At 72.3% G+C, this 21,413-nt stretch carries 17 protein-coding genes; 11 read left to right on the forward strand and 6 right to left on the reverse strand.

Annotated features, from left to right (window positions below):
* Positions 1–5: 5 nt before the first annotated feature.
* From ACH4G3_RS24625 to ACH4G3_RS24645, 5 genes are all read right to left on the reverse strand, one after another.
* Positions 6–599 (reverse strand): ALF repeat-containing protein, encoded by a 594-nt coding sequence (locus tag ACH4G3_RS24625; protein WP_397626521.1) that lies wholly within the window; start codon positions 597–599, stop codon positions 6–8.
* A 115-nt stretch (positions 600–714) separates the two neighbouring features.
* Entirely contained in the window at positions 715–2,445 is a 1,731-nt protein-coding gene (locus ACH4G3_RS24630) for a protein kinase domain-containing protein (RefSeq protein WP_397626522.1), read from the reverse strand.
* Between the two features lie 105 nt (positions 2,446–2,550).
* A complete protein-coding gene (locus ACH4G3_RS24635) occupies positions 2,551–4,113 on the reverse strand; it encodes a protein kinase domain-containing protein (RefSeq protein ID WP_397626523.1) in 1,563 nt (520 codons plus the stop codon).
* Positions 4,110–4,859: an FHA domain-containing protein gene (locus ACH4G3_RS24640; protein WP_397626524.1), complete on the reverse strand. Its 750-nt coding sequence runs from the start codon at positions 4,857–4,859 to the stop codon at positions 4,110–4,112. The genes ACH4G3_RS24635 and ACH4G3_RS24640 overlap by 4 nt, the downstream gene beginning before the upstream one ends.
* A gap of 133 nt (positions 4,860–4,992) precedes the next feature.
* Complete coding sequence (locus ACH4G3_RS24645) at positions 4,993–5,574, reverse strand: hypothetical protein (protein ID WP_397626525.1); 582 nt, start codon at positions 5,572–5,574, stop codon at positions 4,993–4,995.
* Positions 5,575–5,848: 274 nt separating this feature from the next.
* Between ACH4G3_RS24645 and ACH4G3_RS24650 the strand changes: the two genes are divergently transcribed.
* The 4 genes from ACH4G3_RS24650 to ACH4G3_RS24665 all read left to right on the forward strand — a co-directional run bounded on the left by ACH4G3_RS24650 (position 5,849) and on the right by ACH4G3_RS24665 (position 11,034).
* A complete protein-coding gene (locus tag ACH4G3_RS24650) occupies positions 5,849–6,703 on the forward strand; it encodes a bifunctional methylenetetrahydrofolate dehydrogenase/methenyltetrahydrofolate cyclohydrolase (RefSeq protein WP_397626526.1) in 855 nt (284 codons plus the stop codon).
* A 139-nt stretch (positions 6,704–6,842) separates the two neighbouring features.
* Positions 6,843–7,310, forward strand: a complete 468-nt coding sequence (locus ACH4G3_RS24655) for a DUF3017 domain-containing protein (protein WP_397626720.1) — start codon at positions 6,843–6,845, stop codon at positions 7,308–7,310.
* A 386-nt stretch (positions 7,311–7,696) separates the two neighbouring features.
* Positions 7,697–8,941 carry a helix-turn-helix domain-containing protein gene (locus ACH4G3_RS24660; RefSeq protein WP_397626527.1) on the forward strand — a complete coding sequence of 415 codons (1,245 nt, stop codon included), beginning with the start codon at positions 7,697–7,699 and terminating at the stop codon, positions 8,939–8,941.
* A gap of 1,103 nt (positions 8,942–10,044) precedes the next feature.
* Positions 10,045–11,034, forward strand: coding sequence for a malate dehydrogenase (locus ACH4G3_RS24665; RefSeq protein WP_020273344.1), 990 nt, complete (start codon positions 10,045–10,047; stop codon positions 11,032–11,034).
* Here ACH4G3_RS24665 and ACH4G3_RS24670 read toward each other — a convergent pair.
* Positions 11,027–12,457 (reverse strand): MFS transporter, encoded by a 1,431-nt coding sequence (locus tag ACH4G3_RS24670; protein ID WP_397626528.1) that lies wholly within the window; start codon positions 12,455–12,457, stop codon positions 11,027–11,029. The two genes, ACH4G3_RS24665 and ACH4G3_RS24670, sit on opposite strands and share 8 nt — an antisense overlap.
* Positions 12,458–12,550: 93 nt before the next feature.
* Between ACH4G3_RS24670 and ACH4G3_RS24675 the strand changes: the two genes are divergently transcribed.
* The 7 genes from ACH4G3_RS24675 (at position 12,551) to ACH4G3_RS24705 (ending at position 21,409) form a co-directional block, all read left to right on the forward strand.
* On the forward strand, positions 12,551–13,468 hold the full coding sequence (locus tag ACH4G3_RS24675; protein ID WP_397626529.1) for a LysR family transcriptional regulator: 918 nt from the start codon (positions 12,551–12,553) through the stop codon (positions 13,466–13,468).
* A gap of 46 nt (positions 13,469–13,514) precedes the next feature.
* Entirely contained in the window at positions 13,515–14,087 is a 573-nt protein-coding gene (locus tag ACH4G3_RS24680; protein WP_397626530.1) for a DinB family protein, read from the forward strand.
* Positions 14,088–14,266: 179 nt separating this feature from the next.
* Positions 14,267–15,787, forward strand: a complete 1,521-nt coding sequence (locus ACH4G3_RS24685; protein WP_397626531.1) for an aldehyde dehydrogenase family protein — start codon at positions 14,267–14,269, stop codon at positions 15,785–15,787.
* An 82-nt stretch (positions 15,788–15,869) separates the two neighbouring features.
* Positions 15,870–17,399 (forward strand): GMC family oxidoreductase, encoded by a 1,530-nt coding sequence (locus ACH4G3_RS24690; RefSeq protein WP_397626532.1) that lies wholly within the window; start codon positions 15,870–15,872, stop codon positions 17,397–17,399.
* Positions 17,400–17,431: 32 nt separating this feature from the next.
* Positions 17,432–18,502, forward strand: coding sequence for a quaternary amine ABC transporter ATP-binding protein (locus ACH4G3_RS24695; RefSeq protein ID WP_397626533.1), 1,071 nt, complete (start codon positions 17,432–17,434; stop codon positions 18,500–18,502).
* The gene (locus ACH4G3_RS24700; protein WP_397626534.1) at positions 18,502–20,451 is read left to right on the forward strand and encodes an ABC transporter permease; all 1,950 of its coding nucleotides are present in this window, start codon (positions 18,502–18,504) and stop codon (positions 20,449–20,451) included. The genes ACH4G3_RS24695 and ACH4G3_RS24700 overlap by 1 nt, the downstream gene beginning before the upstream one ends.
* Position 20,452: 1 nt before the next feature.
* Positions 20,453–21,409 carry an ABC transporter substrate-binding protein gene (locus tag ACH4G3_RS24705; protein ID WP_397626535.1) on the forward strand — a complete coding sequence of 319 codons (957 nt, stop codon included), beginning with the start codon at positions 20,453–20,455 and terminating at the stop codon, positions 21,407–21,409.
* Positions 21,410–21,413: the final 4 nt, after the last annotated feature.

Here is a 21,413-nt window from a genome sequence, read left to right on the forward strand (position 1 = left end):
GTGTCTCAGCCGTCGACCTCGTACCGCCCGACCTCCAGGAAGTACCGCAGCTCCTCCGGAGTGCCGTCGATGGCCTCCTCGGCGGCGGCCCGGAGCGCGTCGCTGATGGTCGGGTCGGCCAGGATGCGGGCGATGGCGACGCGGTCGTCCTCGGCCTGGGCGAGGCGGTAGCCGGTCTCCAGGAACGCGCGCAGGGCCTCCGGGGTGTTCGCGTCGAGTGCCTCGCCGGCTTCCCGCTTGACGCCCCGTCCGGAGTCCGGGTCGGCCAGGATGCGGGCGATGGCGACGCGGTCGTCCTCGGCCTGGGCGAGGCGGTAGCCCGTCTTCAGGAACTCCCGCATGTCCTCCACGGTGCCGTCGAGGGCCTCGTTGGCCTCCCTGATGACGCCGCGGCCGCTGTCCTCGTCGGCGATGATGCGCAGGATCGCGATCCGCAGATCGTCCTCCGACATCTCGTCCACCGGCGTGCCGTCCGTCACCGTCGTGGCGGTCACGGCGGGGGTCGCCGGGGCCGGTCCGGCCGCGAGGGCCGGGGTGGTGAACAGGAGGGCCGGCGTCAGGGCGGCGGCGACGATCAGAGCACCGCGGGTGCGTCTCATGCGTGAACCTTCCTCAGGGTCAGGGGAGTTGGTGAAGCCAGGTGATGTCAGGCGGGTGCCTGGGCCCCGGTGCGGACATCCTCACATTCCCCGCCGCGTGAGGCAGCTCCCTTTTTCAGGTCGGGGAGCGCAGCGCCGCCCATGTCCGGGGGCCCACCTTGCCGTCGGCGGTCAGCCCCTTGCCGCGCTGGAAGCCGCGTACCGCCGTGGCGGTGTCCTTGCCGAACCGGCCGTCCACACCCGCGCCGCCCACGTCGTAGCCGCGCTTGGCCAGCATGCACTGCACCTGCACGACGCGCTGGCCGCTGTCGCCGCGGCGCGTGAGTTCGGTGCCGGAGTAGTAGGTGCAGTCGGTGAGCCACGGGGGCCCGGCCGGGGCGGTCGGCGTCTTCGGCGGTTGCGTGGCGGAGGGCCGGGGCTTCGTCGTCTCCGGCGAAGGAGCGGGGGCGCTGGTACGGGTGTCCGCCTCGGCCTCGTCGCCCGAGGGGCTGGGCGAGGTGCCCGTCGTCCCCCCGCTCTGCGGGAGCTGCCTGGACGGTGAGGCGGAATCCGGGCGGTCGAAGCCCGGCCGGGACGTCCGGTCGTGACCGTCGCGGGACGCACCGGCCGTGGGGGCGGCGGAGCCGGTGTCGCCGGCCGAGGAGGGACGGGTGGCCAGAAAGGCCGTCAGGGCGAGGGCGCACACGGTGACCAGGGCGGCGAGGGCGGCGTACGGCTTCAGCCGCCGCCGGGCGGGAGTTCCGGCCGCCGTCGGCGCCACCGGCGTACTCCCCGCTCCCGGCGGCCCGAAGCCCGCCTGCCCCGCCGCCGGTACGCCGGCGGCGGGCGCCGGTCCGGGCAGCCCGAACCCAGGCACCGCGGCCGCCGGATGCCCCACAGCTCGCTGCACCCGCGGCGGGGGTAACGGACTGTCCTTCAGCGCCTCGTACGCCTGCTGCCGGGCCAGGATGCGGCTGCCCAGCGGCTCCTGCCAGGAGACGGACCGGGGCTGTGCCGAGGCCGTGTCGACCAGGTCCTGGGGGCCGGGGCGCAGGGCCGGCTCCTTGGAGAGGCACGCCGTGAGGAGGTCGGCCAGGTCCGGGTCGGCCGTCCGCACCTCGGACATGACCTCCGCGTTCGGCTCCTCGGAGGCGATGCGGTGCAGGACGTCCACACCAGTGCCGTCGCCGAACGGGGCGTGTCCGGTGACCGCGTGGACGACCGTGCTCGCGAAGCAGAACACGTCGGAGGCCGTGTCGCAGCGGCCGTCCCTGAGGTACTCGGGGGACATGAAGGCGGGCGTGCCGACGCGGTTGCCGGTCGTGGTGATCGCGCTGGCGTCGACGGCCTGGGCGATGCCGAAGTCGACGACGTGTGCGCCCTGCCGGGTCAGGAGAACGTTGGAGGGCTTGAAGTCCCGGTGCACGATCCCGGTCGCGGCCAGCGCGCCGAGCGCCCGCCCGAGGTCGGCCACCAGCCGCCAGGCGTCGTCCGGTGGCAGGACACCGCAATCCCGCACCGCCTCCGCAAGGTTGAGACCGGGTAAGTACACCGTCGCCATCCACAGCAGCTCGCTGTCCGGCTCGAATCCCGTGCCCAGCAACTCGGGCGTGTAGGGCGCGCCCACGCGCGCGTGCACGGTCGCCTCCCGCTCGAACCGCCGCCGGAAGGGCACGTCCTCGGCGTACTCGGGCCGGATGACCTTCACCGCCGCGAGCCCGGGCGCGCCGTCCCCGTGCCGCGCCAGATAGACCCGGCCCATGCCACCCCTGCCGAGCAGCCCCAGCGGTACGTACGGTCCGACCCGCACCGGATCGGTGGGCCGCAGCGGCACGCAACCGGTCTGCGCGAAGGCGGCGTCTGACATGGATCCCCCGGCTTTGGTCCTGGCAGCGATGCGGGAAACGGTACCGGAGCAGGGCCGCCGGCCTGACGTGCCCGGCGCCCCGGGAGTACCTCTGAACTCTGAGGGTCACTTCTTCGCGGCCGGCGTGTACTCCTTGAGGTAGTGGGCGACGCGGGCGGCGTAGGCGCGGTACTTCGGGGGAACGCCGCCCGCGTTGTTCACGCTCTTGTACGACGTCCGGTACGCGGCGGCGACCAGCACCCGTCGGTCGCCGCTCAGCCCGGCCTCCAGGCGCGGTTCGGCGAAGCACAGGTAGCGGGCCATGGCCGGGATGGACTCGGAGGGGGTGAGCGGCGGCCTGGGCGTCTCCTTCGCGGGGACGCCGTCGGCGCGGATCCACCAGCGCAGGATGCTCGGGGTCCAGCGGGCGATGCCGTACTCTCCCTCCTCGCCCGCGTCGGGGTCGGAGAGATCGGGGTCGAAGTCGCTCTCCACCTTCAGCATCGCGGCGATGAGCGCCGGGGTGATCTCCGGCTGGACGCAGTCGTGGGCCGAGTCGACGATGAGCCGCCGGTAGGCGACCGGGACGCCCTTGTCCGTGCGCAGTTCGGAGGCGCCGTAGGTGGCGGGCGTCACCTTGCGGGTCTCGCCGGCCTTGCTCCCGCCGTCGTCGCCGGGACCGGTCCAGGTGGTGATGCCGTAGCCCAGGGCGGCGACGGCGGCACCGGCCGCCAGGACCGCGATGCGGCGGGAGCGGCGGCGGGCCGGGCGCAGGCGGGGCAGGCGGAAGGAGCGGTGGCCGGTGCCGGCGGCCGCCCGGACGAGGTCCAGCAGGGTCTCGCCGGAGACGCGGTCCTGGTGGGTGCGGGTGAGGCAGGCGGAGATGATCCGCCGCCAGTCGTCGGGCAGTTCGGGCGACAGCCGCAGCTCGTCGGTGCCGCGGGCGTAGGCGGCGGCCGCGTCGCGGCGGGCCGTCGGAGTCCCGCCGGGCAGCGGGAAGGAGTCGGTGAGGACGAGGTGCGCGAGGACCCCGAAGGCCCATACGTCGGCGGACGGGCGGATCCGGCGGCCCCGTTCGCCGATCTCGGTCCACAGGAGCTCGGGCGGGGTGTAGTCGGGGGTGGAGAACGCCGGGGTGTAGGCGTGGGTGCCCTCCAGCTCGGCGGCCATGTTGAAGTCGGCGAGCCGGGCCGAACCGTCCTCCATCAGCAGCACGTTGGCCGGCTTCAGGTCGCCGTGCACCCAGCCGGCGCCGTGCAGCTGGGCCAGGCCCTCGCAGATCTGCGCGAGCAGCGCGGGACCGGCCTCGGGCCGGGGCGTCGCGGTGAGCAGTGAGGACAGGGAGCCCTCGGCCCGCTCCAGGACGAGCACGGTGGCGCCGTCCAGCTCCGGCCGGTCCGGGTCGTCGACCGTCAGCGTCTCGTACATCCGCACCAGGCGCGGCTGCTTCAGCCGCCGGTACAGCTCGACCTCCCGCTCGATCAGCTCGCGCAGATGAGTCAGCCGGCGGGGCGTGGCCGTGCCCGTGGGCAGGAACTTCAGGGCTGCCGTCCGGGGCAGTTCCGTGCTCTCCCCGATGCGCCGGGCCGCGTACACACTGCCGAAGGCGCCGGTCGCGAGGGGCTCGCGCACCTCCCAGACACCGACCCGGTAGCCCTTCGGCACCGCGACGGCGTAGGGCTCGGTCACCGGGTCACCCGGCCCGACGACGGGCTGGGCAGGACGGCCAGGTCGTCCTCGCGGACCAGGTCGAAGCGGAGTGCCAGGGAGACCAGGGTCTCCTTCTTGCCGTTGAGCCGCGGGCCGGTGTCCGCGCTCTCGGGGCCCGGCTTGAGGCGCAGTTTCACGGCGAGGTAGTCGATGTTCCACTGCACCGACGTGCGGGACGCGGCCGGCCAGGTGGGGCGCAGGCGGTCGGCGACCTGGTCGACGGTGGGCAGCGGGGCGTGCGGGGTGCCGCGCAGGCGCGGTTCGCACAGGGCGGCCAGGACCGCGAAGTAGCGTTTGGTGCGGTCGAGGGAGAAGGCCGGTGCGGTCGTGGCGCCGTCGAGGCCGCCCGTGCCGCTCAGGTAGTCGTGGCGCGGCGCCCACACCTGGAGCGCCAGCAGGTCGCCGGCGGCGGGCAGCACGATCCGCGAGAACTCGAAGGGGATCGGCGCGTCCAGCCGCCCGGGCGCGACCTTGACGTGTTCGCCCGCGCCCTCCGGGTTCTCCACCACGTAGGTCTGCTCGCGGCTGAGGTTGCTGAGGATCCAGAAGGCGCCCTGCGCGGTGATCTCACCGGCCCGGCGGGAGACTCCGTCGTGGGTGATGCGGAGGTCGTTGTCGGGCGCGGACCGGCCGAACGTGAGGCGTTCACCGGGCGCGAGTCGGATCTGGCTCAGGTCTCGCTCGTCCTCCGTGGTCGGCGGAGGTACCACGATGATGCTGTACAAGGTGTGCTCTCCCCGTGCCTGACGGCTATGACGTCAGACTAGGGCGACGCACCAGGGCCGTGCCCCCCTCGTACGGGTGAGACACGGCCCTTGGTTGTGATTGGCGTGAACTGGTCCGCTCGCCGGGGTCCGTTCAGTAACGGGGGCGGTTGAACCAGGCCTTGCCGCCCGCGTTGCCGACGAACACCGCGACCAGGATGGCCAGGACGGTGTGCACCAGGCCCACGAGGAGGAACGGGTAGATGCCGAGGACGGCGGTGATGATGGCGAAGACCAGGATGGTGACGCGGGCGCCGTTGCCGCCGTTCTTGAACTTGGTCGCCAGCACGGCCGCGAACACCAGCCAGGCCAGGCCGAACACCACGTAACCCCAGATCACGCCGGTCGACTGGCCGACCAGGTCCTGGAAAGCGGTGTTGTCCTTGAGGGATTCGTCGTCCTTCGCGGCGTTGAGGGCCGCGGCGGCGAAGGCGAAGAACGCCACGCCTATGACCTGGAGGCCGACGATGACCCACATCATCACGCGGGCCGCGCCCACCGAGCCCGGCATCGTCGTCGGCGCCGCGGGACCGCCGTAGGGGGACACCGGAGGGGCCTGCGGGTAGCCGTAACCGGGCGCCTGCCCCTGCTGCTGCGGGTAGCCGTAGCCCTGCTGCGGCTGCTGCGGCTGCCCCTGGGGAGCGCCGTAGGGGTTGTTCGGATCGCCGTAGCTCATGGGGGACTTTCCTCCGTTGTTCCGAGTGCGGGGACGCGCGTGGCATCCGCACGGAGGAGAGTTCTTCAGACAGCGACCGTCCCCCCGTTGAGCTGCCCGCGGCACTTGTCAGGTCATCGTTCTTCACCACTGACGGGCTTGTCCAGCCGCATTCCCGATGTGTTGTGCAAGTGCAACATCACTGATCATGGGCGGATACGGGAGGAGGAGCCCCGCGGTGCCCGTATTGCGGCCGGATTGGAACCGTGGGCGGGTCATCCGCGAGGATGGGGCCATGACCGCCCAGATTCTCGATGGCAAGGCCACCGCAGCCGCGATCAAGTCCGATCTGACCGCCCGCGTGGCGGCGCTGAAGGAGAAGGGCGTCACGCCCGGCCTCGGCACGATCCTGGTCGGGGACGACCCCGGCAGCCAGAAGTACGTCGCCGGCAAGCACCGTGACTGTGCGCAGGTCGGCATCGCCTCCATCCAGCGCGAGCTGCCGGCCACGGCGACGCAGGCGGAGATCGAGGCGGCCGTCCGCGAGCTGAACGAGGACCCGGCCTGCACGGGTTACATCGTGCAACTGCCGCTGCCCAGGGGCATCGACGAGAACCGCATCCTGGAACTGATGGACCCGGACAAGGACGCGGACGGCCTGCACCCGATGAACCTCGGCCGCCTGGTCCTGAACGAGCCGGCTCCGCTGCCCTGCACCCCCAACGGCGTCCTCACCCTGCTCCGCCGGTACGGCGTCGAGATCAAGGGTGCGGAGGTCGTGGTGGTCGGCCGCGGTGTGACCATCGGCCGGCCGATGCCGCTGCTGCTGACCCGGCGCAGCGAGAACGCGACCGTGACCCAGTGCCACACCGGCACGCGTGACCTGTCGGCGCACCTCAAGCGCGCGGACATCATCGTCGCCGCGGCCGGTTCCGCCCATCTGATCCGGGCCGAGGACGTCAAGCCGGGCGCGGCCGTCCTCGACGTCGGCGTCTCCCGCAGCGCCGAGGGCAAGATCGTGGGCGACGTCCACCCCGACGTGGCCGAGGTCGCCGGCTGGATCTCCCCGAACCCCGGCGGAGTCGGCCCGATGACCCGCGCCCAGCTGCTCGTCAACGTGGTCGAGGCGGCGGAGCGCAGTGTCGGCTGAACGGAGCGCGGGCAGCGCCTCGGAGACCGGGGACACGGAGAGCGCCCCGGCCGTCACGACTGCGCACGCCGTGCACGGTGAGCACGCCGTGCAGGGTGAGTATGACGCGCCTGGTGGGGTCGACGGTGACGCCGATGCGGTGGTGCGCGACGAGGACGGCGATCTCACCGTGCGGGATCCCGTCAGTGCCCCCGATGCCGAGGGACGGCCGCGGCGGGTCACCCGGCGGTTTCCGTTGTTCACCAAGGACACCGCGCGGCCCGAGGGCGGTGGCCGGGCCGCGCCCGGGGACGCGTTCGCGCCGGCGCGGCAGTGGCCCGTCCTCGCCGTGCTGGGACTGGTCGGGGCCGGGCTGCTCGTGACCGCGTTCGGGCAGTTCCGGCTCGGGACGCTGCTGATCGGCACCGCCCTGCTGGGCGGTGGCGTGATGCGCTGGCTGCTGCCGGACGTCGGTATGCTCGCCGTCCGCTCCCGGTTCACGGACATCGTCACCTACGGGATCATGGGCCTGGCGATCGTCCTGCTGGCGATGATGGCGCAGCCGAATCCCTGGCTCCAGATCCCGTTCCTGAAGGACACGCTGCACTTCACGGTCACCAGCGAGTGACCGAACGGCGGTCCGTCCTCTCCCCCGAGGAAGGACGGGCCGCCGTCACGGCCAACCCTCCTGCACGGCGAACGGCCTGTTCAACGGCTGTCAGTGCGCTGTGGCACGGAAGTGACGGTTCCGGTACGTCTGTCGGGAGATTCGGCAGGAAGTGGTGCAACCAGGGGCTCGGCATGGACAATCAGGACGGTCCAGGGTGTATCGCGCGCCGGTGCTGTGCTCCTGTGCGCCCCCGGTCTGGGAACTGAGATCCTGGGTGGGCGCATCCCTGTGGGTAGCCAGAACGGGGACTCGGCCAAGGCCGCCAACGCGCGGGGCGAACAGCGCGGGACAGAACAGCACGTACCGGGGGGAAGAGGGGGGACGCAATGCCTCGTTGGAGAGCCTTGCCGGATGAGCTCGATCCACAGATCAGGGAGTTCACCAGCCAGCTGCGCAGACTCGTGGACCGCAGCGGTCTGAGCATCGCGTCGGTGGCGGACCGCACGGGCTACAGCAAGACGTCGTGGGAGCGTTATCTGAACGGCCGGCTGCTCGCGCCCAAGGGCGCGATCGTGGCGCTGGCCGAGGTCACCGGGACCAACCCGGTGCACCTGACCACCATGTGGGAGCTCGCCGAGCGCGCCTGGAGCCGCTCGGAGATGCGGCACGACATGACGATGGAGGCCATCCGGATCTCCCAGGCGCGTGCCGCGCTCGGTGAGTTCGGCGGGCAGGACTTCGGGAGTCCCCCGGCCGGTTCCAAGGGTGACGGCAAGACGTCCTCCGCGGGCGGTGGCGGGACGGCCCGCAGAAGCGGCAGCGCCACGGTGACGCCGGGGATCGCGGGGCCGGCGGGCGTCGCCCCGACCGTGCCGGCGCAGCCGACGGCCCCCGAGGTGCAGGACTCCACCGGCAGCGGCGGGAGCGGGGTCAACTCGTGGGGAGTGGCCGGGTACCAGGGCCCGTCCCAGGGCCGCGGGCGTCCCACCGGCACGGGGACCGGCTCCACGCCTGCTTCGGGTCCCGGCACCACTCGGATGCCGAGCGTCGGGGCGGGCTCGCACGGCGTACCGCCGCGGGACGCCGTCCCAGGGGGCGCCGGTGGTGCCGGCGGCAGTGGCAGTTCTGTCAGCTCCGGTGGCTCTGCCGGCTCCGGCGGCAAGCGGCGGACCGCGACCTTCCTCGCGGGTGTCGTGGGCGTGCTCGTGGTGATCGCCGGCGCGTTCTACCTCACCGGTGGCGGTGGCGACGACGAGGCCAAGGGCGGCACCAAGTCGCCTACGCCGACCGCCGGCACGAACCAGGAGCTGCCGCCCGGCGTGAAGTGCAGCGGCGACGGCTGCACGGGCAAGGACGCGGAGAACATGGGGTGCAGTGGTGACCTGGTGACCACGGCCGAGACCGCGACCGTCGGCACGACCGTCGTCGAGGTCCGCTACAGCGAGACCTGCAAGGCGGCCTGGGGCCGGATCACCCAGGCAGCCCAGGGCGACGAGGTCCAGGTCAGCGCGGGCAAGGCGAAGCAGACCGGGAGCATCACCGCCACGGGCGACACCATCGCGTACACGCCGATGGTCGCCGTCAAGAACGCCGCCGACGCCAAGGCCTGCGCCATCCTGGCCTCCGGCGACCAGGGCTGCACGGAGTAGGGGGCGACCGCTGGCATCTGGCGGGAGGAGTGGCTTCGGGAGCGGCCGGGGCGATCGGGTCTGGGTGATCCGGCCGGGGGCTGAGGTGGTCCGGCCGGGGGCTGGGGTCGGGCGGGCGCCTGGAACGGGGCCGGGTGTCTTGTCTCTGGCGGGCGCCTGGTGTGCGGGCCGGGGCTTCTGTTCGGCGGGGTGTGTGGCTTCTGGCTGGGGTCGGGTGGTGTCTGGGGCCGGGGAGGGGTGTCTTGTCCCTGGCGAGTGCGTGGTGTGCGGGCTGAGGCCTCTCCTTGGCGGGGCATGTGGCTTCTGGCCGGGGATTGGATTCGGTGGTGCTCTGGGCGCGGTGGGCTGCTGCCCTGGGCTCGGCGGTTGACTGGCTTGCAGGCCGAAACCTCAGGGCCGGCGAGTGCCCGGCACTCGGCGCGTGCCCGGGCCCGACGAGTGCCCGGCACCCGGCGAGTGCCTCGCGATCGGGTGGAATCCAGCACTTGGCCCGAGCGCCCGGCCAGGGCTGTCCCGGCGGGCGCGGCGCCGAGCTTGCGGCCGCGGGCCTGGATCGGGGTGCTCTGCACGCGGCGGGCCGCCCCGTCCCTGGGGGGCGTGGCTTCCAGCCGGGGGTGGGACCGGGTAGTGCCTGGCGCGCGGCGGGTGCCTGGGCCCGGTGGGGTGCCTGATCTACGGCCGCAGGTCCGAGGGCCCGTCGGTGCCCGGTGAAACGCGGGGCGTTTCGCGCCCGGGTGGGGTTCATCGTGCCTGGTCGCAGCGTACGGCCGGCGGCCGCCGGCGTCGGTGGCAGGGCCGGGCGGGGATGAATTTCGAAGAGGGTGGCATGGCCGGGGGAATCGGGGGCACGCGAACCGTACCCCCACGGGAGTCCGGCTTGGTCGGTTCCCCCCCCGGCGGCCGCCTTCGTCCTCCTCTCCCGGACAGGCGGCCGCCTTTTTGTACGGGTGTCGGTCGGTTGTGGGGTGGGCCACACCGACCCGGCCGTCCGGGATCCCGGATGCGCGATAGCCTGACCGCTGGATGGATCTCTTGACGCCAAGAGATCGATCAAACGTCCGGGGCAGGGACGCCCCACCGCCAGCTGTCATACGGAGAACGCCATGACCCGCACTCCCGTGAACGTCACCGTCACCGGCGCGGCCGGCCAGATCGGTTACGCCCTGCTCTTCCGCATCGCCTCCGGTCAGCTGCTCGGCGCGGACGTGCCGGTGAAGCTGCGCCTGCTGGAGATCACGCCCGCCCTGAAGGCGGCCGAGGGCACGGCCATGGAGCTGGACGACTGCGCGTTCCCGCTCCTGCAGGGCATCGACATCACGGACGACCCGAACGTCGCCTTCGACGGCACGAACGTGGGCCTGCTCGTCGGCGCCCGCCCCCGCACCAAGGGCATGGAGCGCGGCGACCTGCTGGAGGCCAACGGCGGCATCTTCAAGCCGCAGGGCAAGGCCATCAACGACCACGCCGCGGACGACGTCAAGGTCCTCGTCGTCGGCAACCCGGCCAACACCAACGCCCTCATCGCGCAGGCCGCCGCGCCCGACGTACCCGCCGAGCGGTTCACGGCCATGACCCGTCTGGACCACAACCGCGCCCTGACCCAGCTCGCGAAGAAGACCGGCTCCACGGTCGCCGACATCAAGCGGCTCACCATCTGGGGCAACCACTCCGCCACCCAGTACCCGGACATCTTCCACGCCACGGTCGCCGGCAAGAACGCCGCCGAGGTCGTGAACGACGAGAAGTGGCTGGCCGAGGACTTCATCCCGACCGTCGCCAAGCGCGGCGCCGCCATCATCGAGGCCCGCGGCGCGTCCTCGGCCGCGTCGGCCGCCAACGCCGCGATCGACCACGTCTACTCCTGGGTCAACGGCACCGCCGACGGCGACTGGGTTTCGATGGGTATTCCGTCGGACGGTTCGTACGGCGTCCCGGAGGGCCTGATCTCCTCCTTCCCGGTCACCTGCAAGGACGGCAAGTACGAGATCGTCCAGGGCCTGGAGATCAACGAGTTCTCCCGCGCCCGGATCGACGCCTCCGTCAAGGAGCTCGAGGAGGAGCGCGAGGCGGTCCGCGGCCTCGGCCTCATCTGACCGGAGCCTCTCCGCGTTCGCGCGCAGGCCCCGTACCGGTTCCGTCCGGTGCGGGGCCTGCGGGCTTTCCGGCGCCCTTCCGCGCGCCCCCGTACCCGGCGACCACCGCTGCCGTGGCCGCCAGGACCAGCAGGGCGACCGTGCGCAGGGCGGGGGCCATGCCCGCGTGGAGGTCGCCGCGGGAGGCCAGGACCGTCCCGGTGACGGCGACGCCGAGCGCCGCGCCGATCTCCCGGGCGGCGGTGCCGAGGCCGGACCCGAGCCCCGCCTGGTGGGGCGGCAGGGACGTGACGACGCCCAGGGTCAGCGTCGGCATGCACAGCCCGGTGCCCGCCGAGATGACCAGGAGCCAGCAGGCGTACACCGCGTAGGGCGTGCCCGCGCCGGCCGTGGACACGCCGAGCAGGCCGAGGCCGATGAGGGCCAGGCCGCCGCCGATGACCGGCCGGGGGTGCGCGGTCCAGCGTGCCGCCAGCCTCGGCACCAGTGCCATGCCGACGATGAGCGGGACGATGGCGACGCCGGTGCGGGCGGGGCCGTAGCCCTTGACGCCCTGGAGGTACTGCGAGTTGAGGTAGAAGAGGGCGAACAGGCCGAAGAAGCCGGTCGCCATCCCGAGGGTGGCCGCGCGCAGCCGGGGCGCCGCGAAGACGCGCGGGTCGAACAGCGGGGTGCGCGAGCGCAGGGACTGGACCGTGAACAGGGCGATCAGCAGGGCGCCCGCCGCGAACGCGAGCAGGATCCGCGGTGCGCTCCAGCCGTACTCCGGGCCCTCGATGATGCCGAAGAGTACGGCGACCAGCCCGGTGGTGAGGAGCAGGGTGCCGCCCGGGGCGAGGTGGCTGTGCGGTGAGCGGTCGGTGCGCGGGGTGGTGACGGCCACCGCGAGGGCGAGCAGTGCGGCCAGCGGGACCATGGCGGCGAACAGGGCGCGCCAGGACAGGAACTGGCCGGCCAGCCCGCCGCCGAGATTGCCGACGAGCCCGCCGAGGCCGATCGCCAGCGTCCAGGAGGCCATGGCCCGGGCGCGCCCGGGCGGGCCGGCGAGGTGCAGCAGGATCGACATCGTCGCCGGTGTGATCAGCGCGGCCCCGGCTCCCGAGACACCGCGCCCGGCGATGAGCAGCGCCGGGTCCCGGGCGAGGGCGCTGAGGCCGGCGCCCGCCGCGAACAGGGCGAGTCCGGTGAGCAGGGCGCCTTTGCGCCCGTACCGGTCGCCGAGGGCGCCGGCCGGGATGAGGAGCCCGGCGAAGACGATGACGTACGCGTCGACCGTCCACAGGATCTCGCTGGACGAGGGGCGCAGGGACGACGAACTCAGCTGCGGGATCAGCAGGTTGATGGCGGCGACCATGCTCTGGGCGACCAGGACGCAGGCGCACAGGGCGAGCAGGGTCCGCCGTTTCAGGGCGTGCGGGGGCAAGGCTCCTCCCGGGAGCTCGGTGGATGGGGGATCGCCTCGTCACCGTAGGCTCGGGCCGTACCCGTACTCCAGTGCAACCTTTGCAAGGGATCGATGTGTGTGACGCAATCAAGCGGCCTGGACCTGAATCTGCTGGTCGCCCTGGACGTGCTGCTGGAGGAGCAGAGCGTCGGCGGTGCGGCACGGCGGCTGCATCTGTCCGAGCCCGCGATGAGCCGCACCCTGGGCCGGATCCGCAAGGCGCTCGGTGACCCGGTGCTGGTGCGGGCCGGGCGGCGGATGGTGCCGACGCCGCGTGCGCTGGCCGTCCGGGCCGAGGTGAGCGCGGTGGTGGAGCGGGCCCGGGCGCTGTTCGCGCCCGCCGACACCGACCTGAGGACGGTGACCCGGACGTTCACCGTCCTCTGCCACGACGCCGTCGCCGCCGCCTGCGGTCCGGACCTCTTCACCCGGGCGGCTCGCGACGCCCCCGGGATCCGCCTCCGCTTCCTCACCGAGAGCCATGTGGACGGGCCGTTCCTGCGCGAAGGCACGGCCGATCTGGAGGTCGGGGTGATCGACACGGTGGCGCCGGAGGTGCGGGTGGAGTCGCTGCACGAGGACCGGATGGTGGGGGTCGTACGGGCCGGGCATCCGCTGCTGGAGGGCGAGTTGACGCCCGAGCGGTTCGCCTCGGAGGCCGATCACCTGACCGTCTCCCGGCGGGGGAAGCTGCACGGGCCGGTGGACGAAGCGCTCGCCGGACTCGGCCTGGCCCGGCGGGTGGTGGGGTCGGTGGGTACCTTCCCCGCCTCCCTCTTCGTCCTGCGGGCCACCGACCTGGCGGGTCTGATCAACGCCTGGAGCGTGCCGCTGGCGCGGGCCCTGGGCCTGGTCACCTTCGACGTCCCCCTGCGGCTCCCACCGGTCCGGATCGGACTGGCCTGGCACCCGCGCCACGACGCCGACCCCGCGCACGACTGGCTCCGGGGGGCGGTGCGGGAGATCCTCGCCGAGTGGCCGGGGTCGTAGCAGCTGCGGCGTGGCGTTGTCAGACCCGGGTCGTAGTCTTCGCCGCATGACTCAGGATGGGGAAGAGGTACTGATCGAGCCGCCCGTCGCGGGGGACGAGACGGACACGCTCGTCGGCTCGCTGGAGCGCCAGCGCAGGACGTTCGCCTGGAAGTGCGAGGGGCTGGACGCGGTCGGCCTGAGCACGCGGGTGGCCGCCTCGGCTCTCACGCTGGGCGGCCTGCTCAAGCACCTTGCCCACGTCGAGGACGCATACCTGTCCGTGCGACTGCTGGGCAACAAGCCCGCGCCGCCGTGGGACACGGCGGACCGGGAGACCGAGCCGGACCAGGAGTGGAGCCCGGCCGCCGGGGACACCCCCGAGCAGCTGTACGCCCTGTGGGCGCGGACGGTGGCCCGGTCCCGGGTGAACCTGCGCGAGGCACTGGCCGGTGGGGACGCCGGCCGGCTCGCCGCGTACACCACCCGCGACGGCCGGTCCCCGAGCGTGCGGCGCCTGCTCGTCGACCTCATCGAGGAGTACGCCCGCCATGTCGGCCACGCCGACCTCATACGCGAGGCGATCGACGGACGCGTGGGCGAGGACCCGCCGGAGGGCTTCCGGCCGCACACTCTCTGACGTCTCCGCTCCTGATCTGCGCCCGCTTTGCCCCTGATTGCCCGCATCTCCAGTGACACAGCGCACTTTCGACCACGGATCGCGCATGCATCCGGGGGAGAGGGGCAGGCGCACTCGGTCTCTTAGTGACACATGTGTGACACAGGGGCGCTGATCAGGAACGGAAGGCGAAAGCGATCATGGCGGAAAGCAACGAACTGCAGGCGCGAAGCACCATCCACGCGGGAGGGGAATGGCGTGCGGCCGTCTCCGGCGCCACGCGCGAGATCCTCGACCCCGCGGACGCCCTGCCGTTCGCCGTGGTCGCGGAGGGCGACGAGAAGGACACCGATCTGGCGATCGCCGCCGCCCGGCGCGCCTTCGACGAGGGGGAGTGGCCGCGGACGCCCGCCGGGGAGCGGGCCGCGCTGCTGCGCCGCGTCGCCGACCTGCTCGTGCGCGACCGCGAGCAGCTCGGGCTGCTGGAGAGCCGTGACGCCGGCAAGACCGTCGAGGAAGGGCGCGTCGACATCGACTGCGTCGCCGACGCCTTCCGGTACTTCGCCGACCTGGTCGCGGCCGAGAGCCCGGGCCGGGTTGTGGACGCCGGCTCGTCCGACATCCACAGCGTCGTCGTGCACGAGCCCATCGGCGTCTGCTCGATGATCACGCCCTGGAACTACCCCCTGCTCCAGGCCAGCTGGAAGATCGCCCCGGCCCTCGCCGCAGGGAACACCTTCGTCATCAAGCCCAGCGAGATCACCCCGGTGACGACCATCGCGCTGATCGAGCTGCTCGTCGAGGCCGGACTGCCCGCCGGGGTCGCCAACATCGTCACCGGGCCGGGTCATTCGGTCGGCGCCCGCCTCTCCGAGCACCCCGACGTCGACCTGGTCTCCTTCACCGGCGGCCTGATCAGCGGCACCAAGGTGGCCCAGGCCGCCGCGCCGACCGTGAAGAAGGTCGCCCTCGAACTCGGCGGCAAGAACCCCAACGTCGTCTTCGCCGACGCCTGCGCCACCGACGAGGGCTTCGACACCGCCGTCGACCAGGCCCTCAACGCCGCCTTCATCCACAGCGGCCAGGTCTGCTCGGCCGGCGCCCGCCTCATCATCGAGGAGTCCGTGCGGGACCGTTTCGTCGCCGAACTCGCCCGGCGCGCCGAGAAGATCCGCCTCGGCCGGGGCACCGAGGACGGGGTCGAGTGCGGCCCGCTGGTCTCCGAGCAGCAGCGCGCCAAGGTCGAGATGTACGTCGAATCCGCCCTCAAGGAGGGCGCGGTGCTGCGCTCCGGCGGCAAGCGCCCGGCGCCCTCCCCGCAGCGCCCGGAGAACGGCTACTTCTACGAGCCCACCGTCCTCGACCACTGCCACCGCGAGATGCGCGTCGTACGGGAGGAGGTCTTCGGGCCGGTCCTCACCGTCGAGACCTTCCGTACCGAGGACGAGGCCGTCGCCCTCGCCAACGACACCGAGTACGGCCTCGCGGGCGGCGTCTGGACCACCGACGCGGGCCGCGCCCGGCGCGTGGCCGGCCGGCTGCGGCACGGCACGATCTGGATCAACGACTTCCACCCCTACCTGCCGCAGGCGGAATGGGGCGGTTTCGGCAAGAGCGGAGTGGGCCGCGAGCTCGGCCCGGCCGGCCTCGCCGAGTACCGCGAGACCAAGCACGTCTACCAGAACCTCGCGCCGAAGCCCGTGCGCTGGTTCGCGGGCTGACCTTCCCCCAGGGCCGACCCCGCCACCCTCCGAGCCCGATCCCTTCGTCCCTCTGGTTCATCCCCTCTGGAGCAAGCACGCCATGTCCCACAACCATGAGTACGACTATGTCGTGATAGGCGGCGGAACAGCCGGTTCCGTCATCGCCTCCCGCCTGACCGAGAACCCCGACGTCTCCGTCGCCGTCATCGAGGGCGGCCCCAGCGACGTCGGCCGCGACGACGTGCTGACCCTGCGCCGCTGGATGGGCCTGCTGGGCGGCGAGCTCGACTACGACTACCCCACCACCGAGCAGCCACGCGGGAACTCGCACATCCGGCACAGCCGGGCCCGGGTGCTGGGCGGCTGTTCCTCGCACAACACGCTGATCGCGTTCAAGCCGCTGCCCGCCGACTGGGACGAGTGGGAGGCCGCCGGCGCCAAGGGCTGGGGCGCGGTGCAGATGGAGGCGTACTTCGCGCGTCTGCTCAACAACATCGTCCCCGTCGACGAGCAGGACCGGAACGCCATCGCCCGCGACTTCGTCGACGCGGCGCAGGCGGCGCTGGACGTGCCGCGCGTGGAGGGCTTCAACCAGAAGCCGTTCACCGAGGGCGTCGGCTTCTTCGACCTCGCCTACCACCCCGAGAACAACAAGCGGTCCTCGGCGTCGGTGGCGTATCTGCACCCGGTGATGGACGAGCGCCCCAACCTGACGATCCTGCTGGAGACCTGGGCGTACAAGCTGGAGCTGGACGGCAATCGCGCCGAGGGCGTGCACGTGCGCACCAAGGACGGCGAGGAGATCCTCGTCCGGGCCCGCAACGAGGTCCTGCTGTGCGCCGGCGCCGTCGACTCGCCCCGGCTGCTGATGCACTCCGGCATCGGCCCGAAGGCGGACCTGGAGAAGCTCGGCATCCCCGTCACGCACGACCTGCCGGGCGTCGGCGAGAACCTGCTCGACCACCCCGAGTCGGTCATCGTGTGGGAGACCAACGGCCCCATCCCGGAGAACTCCGCGATGGACTCGGACGCGGGCCTGTTCGTGCGCCGCGACCCCGAACTGCCGCACCCGGACCTGATGTTCCACTTCTACCAGATCCCCTTCACGGACAACCCGGAGCGACTGGGCTACCAGCGGCCGGAGTTCGGCGTCTCGATGACCCCGAACATCCCCAAGCCGAAGAGCCGCGGCCAGCTGTACCTGACCAGCGCCGACCCCGAGGTCAAGCCCGCCCTGGACTTCCGCTACTTCACCGACGAGGACGACTACGACGGCCGCACCCTCGTCGACGGCATCAAGATCGCCCGCGAGATCGCCAAGACCGAACCGCTGGCCGGCTGGCTCAAGCGCGAGGTGGCCCCCGGCCCGGACGTCACCGGTGACGAGGAGCTCGGCGAGTACGCCCGCAAGGTCGCCCACACCGTCTACCACCCCGCCGGCACCTGCAAGATGGGCGACGCCGACGACCGGCTCGCCGTCGTCGACCCCGAGCTGCGCATCCGCGGCCTGGAGGGCATCCGCATCGCCGATGCCTCCGTGTTCCCCACCATGACCACCGTGAACCCGATGATCGGCGTGCTCATGGTCGGGGAGCGTGCCGCCGAGCTGATCGGTGGTGGTGCCAAGTGACCGCGACCCTCGAACCCCCCACGGAGCAGACCATGGACACGACCCCCGTCTTCTCGGTGGAGGGCCTGTGGAAGGTGTTCGGCCCCAAGGCCGACCGCGTTCCGGGCGACCCCGAGCTCACCGCCCTCGACCCCGCCGAACTGCGTGCCCGCACCGGCTGCACGGCCGCCGTCCGGGACGTCAGCTTCGACGTGCGCAAGGGCGAGGTCTTCGTCGTCATGGGCCTGTCCGGCTCCGGCAAGTCCACGCTGGTGCGCTGTCTGACCCGGCTGATCGAGCCGACCGCCGGCACCATCGCCATCGACGGCGAGGACGTCCGCGCCATGGACCGCTCCCGGCTGCGTGAACTGCGCCGCCACCGCGCCGCCATGGTCTTCCAGCACTTCGGCCTGCTGCCGCACCGCACGGTCCTCGACAACGTCGCCTACGGCCTGGAGATCCAGGGCATGGGCAAGGCCGAGCGGCGTGAGCGAGCAGCCGAGGTCGTCGCCAAGGTCGGCCTGGAAGGCATGGAGCACCGCCGCCCCGGCCAGCTCTCCGGCGGCCAGCGGCAGCGCGTGGGCCTCGCCCGCGCCCTCGCCGTCGACCCCGAAGTCCTGCTGTTCGACGAGCCGTTCAGCGCGCTCGACCCCCTCATCCGGCGGGAGATGCAGGACGAGGTGGTCCGGCTGCACCACGAGGAGGGCCGCACCATGGTCTTCATCACCCACGACCTCCAGGAGGCCCTCAAGCTGGGCGACCGCATCGCCCTGATGCGCGACGGGCAGGTCGTACAGCTCGGCACGCCCGAGGAGATCGTCGGCTCGCCCGCCGACGACTACGTCCGCGAGTTCGTCCGGGACGTGCCGCGCGAGCAGGTCATGACCGTCCGTACGGCCATGCGCCGCCCCTCGGCGGACCAGGACGGCAGCGGACCGGCGGTCCGGCCCGAGGCGACGGTCTCCGAGGCGATCGAGGCGGTCGCCCGCGCCGGCGCACCGGCCCGTGTCATGGACAAGGGCCGCTGCGTGGGCGTGGTCGACTCCGACACGCTGCTCGGTGTCGTCGCCGGCACGGAGCAGCCGGCCCCGCCGGGGACCGAGCAGCCCAAGGAGGCGGTGTGATGGCGACGATCACCGCCTCCCCGCCGCGTATCGGCCTGCCCGGCCTCCTCAAGCGCCCGGCCGTCCGCAAGCTTCTCTTCCTGGCCCTCGCGGCAGCGATCCTCGTCCCGCTGGCGAACGCCCGTTGGGCGAGCGGCACCTGGCCGAGCGCCCTGACCGTCGACTTCTCCGAGCCGCTCGCCAAGGCCAGCGACTGGATCATCGACAACCGCGACAGCCACCCGCTGTTCCTGTACTTCCTCGGCCACGTCAGCAACGTCGTCGTCATCGCCGTACGGGCCGTCTACCTCACCCTCCTGGCCGTGGGCTGGGCGGGAGTCACGGCCCTGGGCGCGCTGGTCGCCTGGCGCGTCGCCGGCATCCGGCTCGCCCTCGGCACGGGCACCGCGTTCCTGGCCTGCGGCCTGCTCGGCATGTGGGTGCCGACCATGCAGACGCTCGCCCTGATGGTCGTCGCGGTCGTCGCGTCGGTCGTGGTGGGCCTGCTGCTCGGGCTCGCCGCCGGGCTGTCCGACCGGATGGACCGCGTCCTGCGCCCTGTCCTGGACACCATGCAGGTACTTCCGGCCTTCGCCTACCTGCTGCCGGTCGTGCTGATCTTCGGTATCGGCGTCCCGGCGGCCGTCCTGGCCACCGTCATCTACGCCGCCCCGCCCATGGCCCGGCTCACCTCGCTCGGACTGCGCGGCGCCGACGGGGAGGTGCTGGAGGCCGTCGCGTCGCTCGGTTCCACCGCACGCCAGCGGCTGCTGACCGCCCGTCTGCCGCTGGCCCGCAAGGAACTCCTCCTCGGCGTCAACCAGACGATCATGATGGCGCTGTCCATGGCCGTCATCGCGGCCGTCATCGGCGCGGGCGGTCTCGGTGACCGCGTCTACCAGGCACTGGCCTCGGTCGACGTCGGCGCCGCGCTCGCCGCCGGAATCCCGATCGTGCTGCTGGCCGTGGTCCTGGACCGGGTCACGGGCGCGGCGGGGGAGCGGCTGGGCGCCGAACCGGAGCCCCGGCGCGGGCTCGGCTGGCTGTACGCCCTGGCCGGTGTCGTCGCCGTGGCGGTCGCCGGGCGTCTCGCGGGCCGACTCGACTGGCCCGACTCCTGGGTCGTCGGCATCGCCGAGCCCGTCAACCGCGTGGTCGACTGGATGACCGCGCACCTGTACTCGGGTGTCCCCGTGATCGGCGGCACCGCCGACTGGGCCGGTCACTTCACCACCTGGGTCCTGGACCCGATGCGTGACGGCCTGCAGGGGCTGCCCTGGTGGTCGGTCCTGCTGATCGTCGCCGCGCTGGCCTGGGTGATCGGCACCTGGCGCACCGCGCTGACCGCCGTCCTCGCCATGGCCGCGATCGGAGCGCTCGGCGTCTGGAAGCCGTCCCTCGACACCCTGTCGCAGGTCCTCGCGGCCGTCGCCGTCACCCTCGTCGTCGGCTTCGCCACCGGCATCGCGGCGGCCCGCAGCGACCGCCTGGAACGGCTGCTGCGCCCGGTCCTGGACGTCTTCCAGACCATGCCGCAGTTCGTGTACCTGATCCCGGTCGTCGCCCTGTTCGGCGTCGGCCGCGCACCGGCCGTCGCGGCCGCGATCGTGTACGCCCTCCCGGCCGTCGTCCGTATCACCACCCAGGGCCTGCGCCAGGTCGACCCGGCCGCGCTGGAGGCCTCCGGCTCGCTCGGCGCGACCAGCTGGCAGCAACTGCGGCAGGTCCAGCTCCCGCTGGCCCGCCCGGCCCTGCTGCTCGCCGTCAACCAGGGCCTGGTCCTGGTCCTCGCCGTCGTCGTCATCGGCGGCCTGGTCGGCGGAGGCGCGCTCGGCTACGACGTCGTCTTCGGCCTCGCCCAGGGCGACCTGGCGACCGGTCTGGTGGCCGGCGCGGCGATCGTCTGCCTCGGACTGATGCTCGACCGGGTGACCCAGCCCACCGAACGCCGCGCGAAGAAGGGAGCGTGACATGCGAGTCCGTACGACAGCCGCGGTCGCCGCGGTGAGCTCCCTGGCGCTGCTCACCGGCTGCGGTGCCGCCGACATGACCAAGCAGGCCTCGCCCTTCGCCAACGCGCAGGGCGCCAAGACCGTGACCATGTCCGTGCAGTCCTGGGTGGGCGCCCAGGCCAACGTGGCCGTGGCCGAGTACATCCTGGAGCACGAGCTGGGCTACCGCGTCGACACCGTCCAGGTCGACGAGGTGCCCGCCTGGGACGCCCTCAGCCAGGGCCGCGTCGACGCGATCCTGGAGGACTGGGGCCACCCCGAGCAGGAGCAGCGGTACGTCAAGGACAAGAAGACGATCACCGCCGGCGGTGAACTCGGCGTCACCGGACACATCGGCTGGTTCGTCCCGACGTACCTCGCCAAGCAGCACCCGGACATCACGAACTGGAAGAACCTCAACAAGTACTCCCACCTGTTCCGCACCCCGGAGAGCGGCGACAAGGGCCAGCTGATGGACGGTTCGCCGTCCTACGTCACCAACGACAAGGCGCTGGTGAAGAACCTGAAGCTGGACTACCAGGTGGTGTTCGCCGGGTCCGAGGCCGCGCAGATCACGCAGATGCGGCAGTTCGCCAAGGAGAAGAAGCCCTTCCTCACCTACTGGTACTCGCCGCAGTGGCTCTTCAAGAAGGTCCCGATGACCGAGGTGAAGCTGCCGCCGTACAAGGAGGGCTGCGACGCCGACCCGGAGAAGGTCGCCTGCGCCTATCCGCACACGCCGCTGCAGAAGTACCTGAACTCGGGCTTCGCGAAGAACGGCGGCAAGGCGGCGGCCTTCCTGAAGAAGTTCAAGTGGACGACCGAGGACCAGAACGAGGTCTCCCTGATGATCGCCGACAAGAAGATGACGCCGGAGGACGCGGCGAAGAAGTGGGTGGACAGCCACCGCTCCACGTGGAAGAAGTGGCTGTCCTGAGCGT

Origin of the sequence: Streptomyces afghaniensis (assembly GCF_044327915.1) — a bacterium.
Classification (GTDB): Bacteria; Actinomycetota; Actinomycetes; order Streptomycetales; family Streptomycetaceae; genus Streptomyces; species Streptomyces afghaniensis.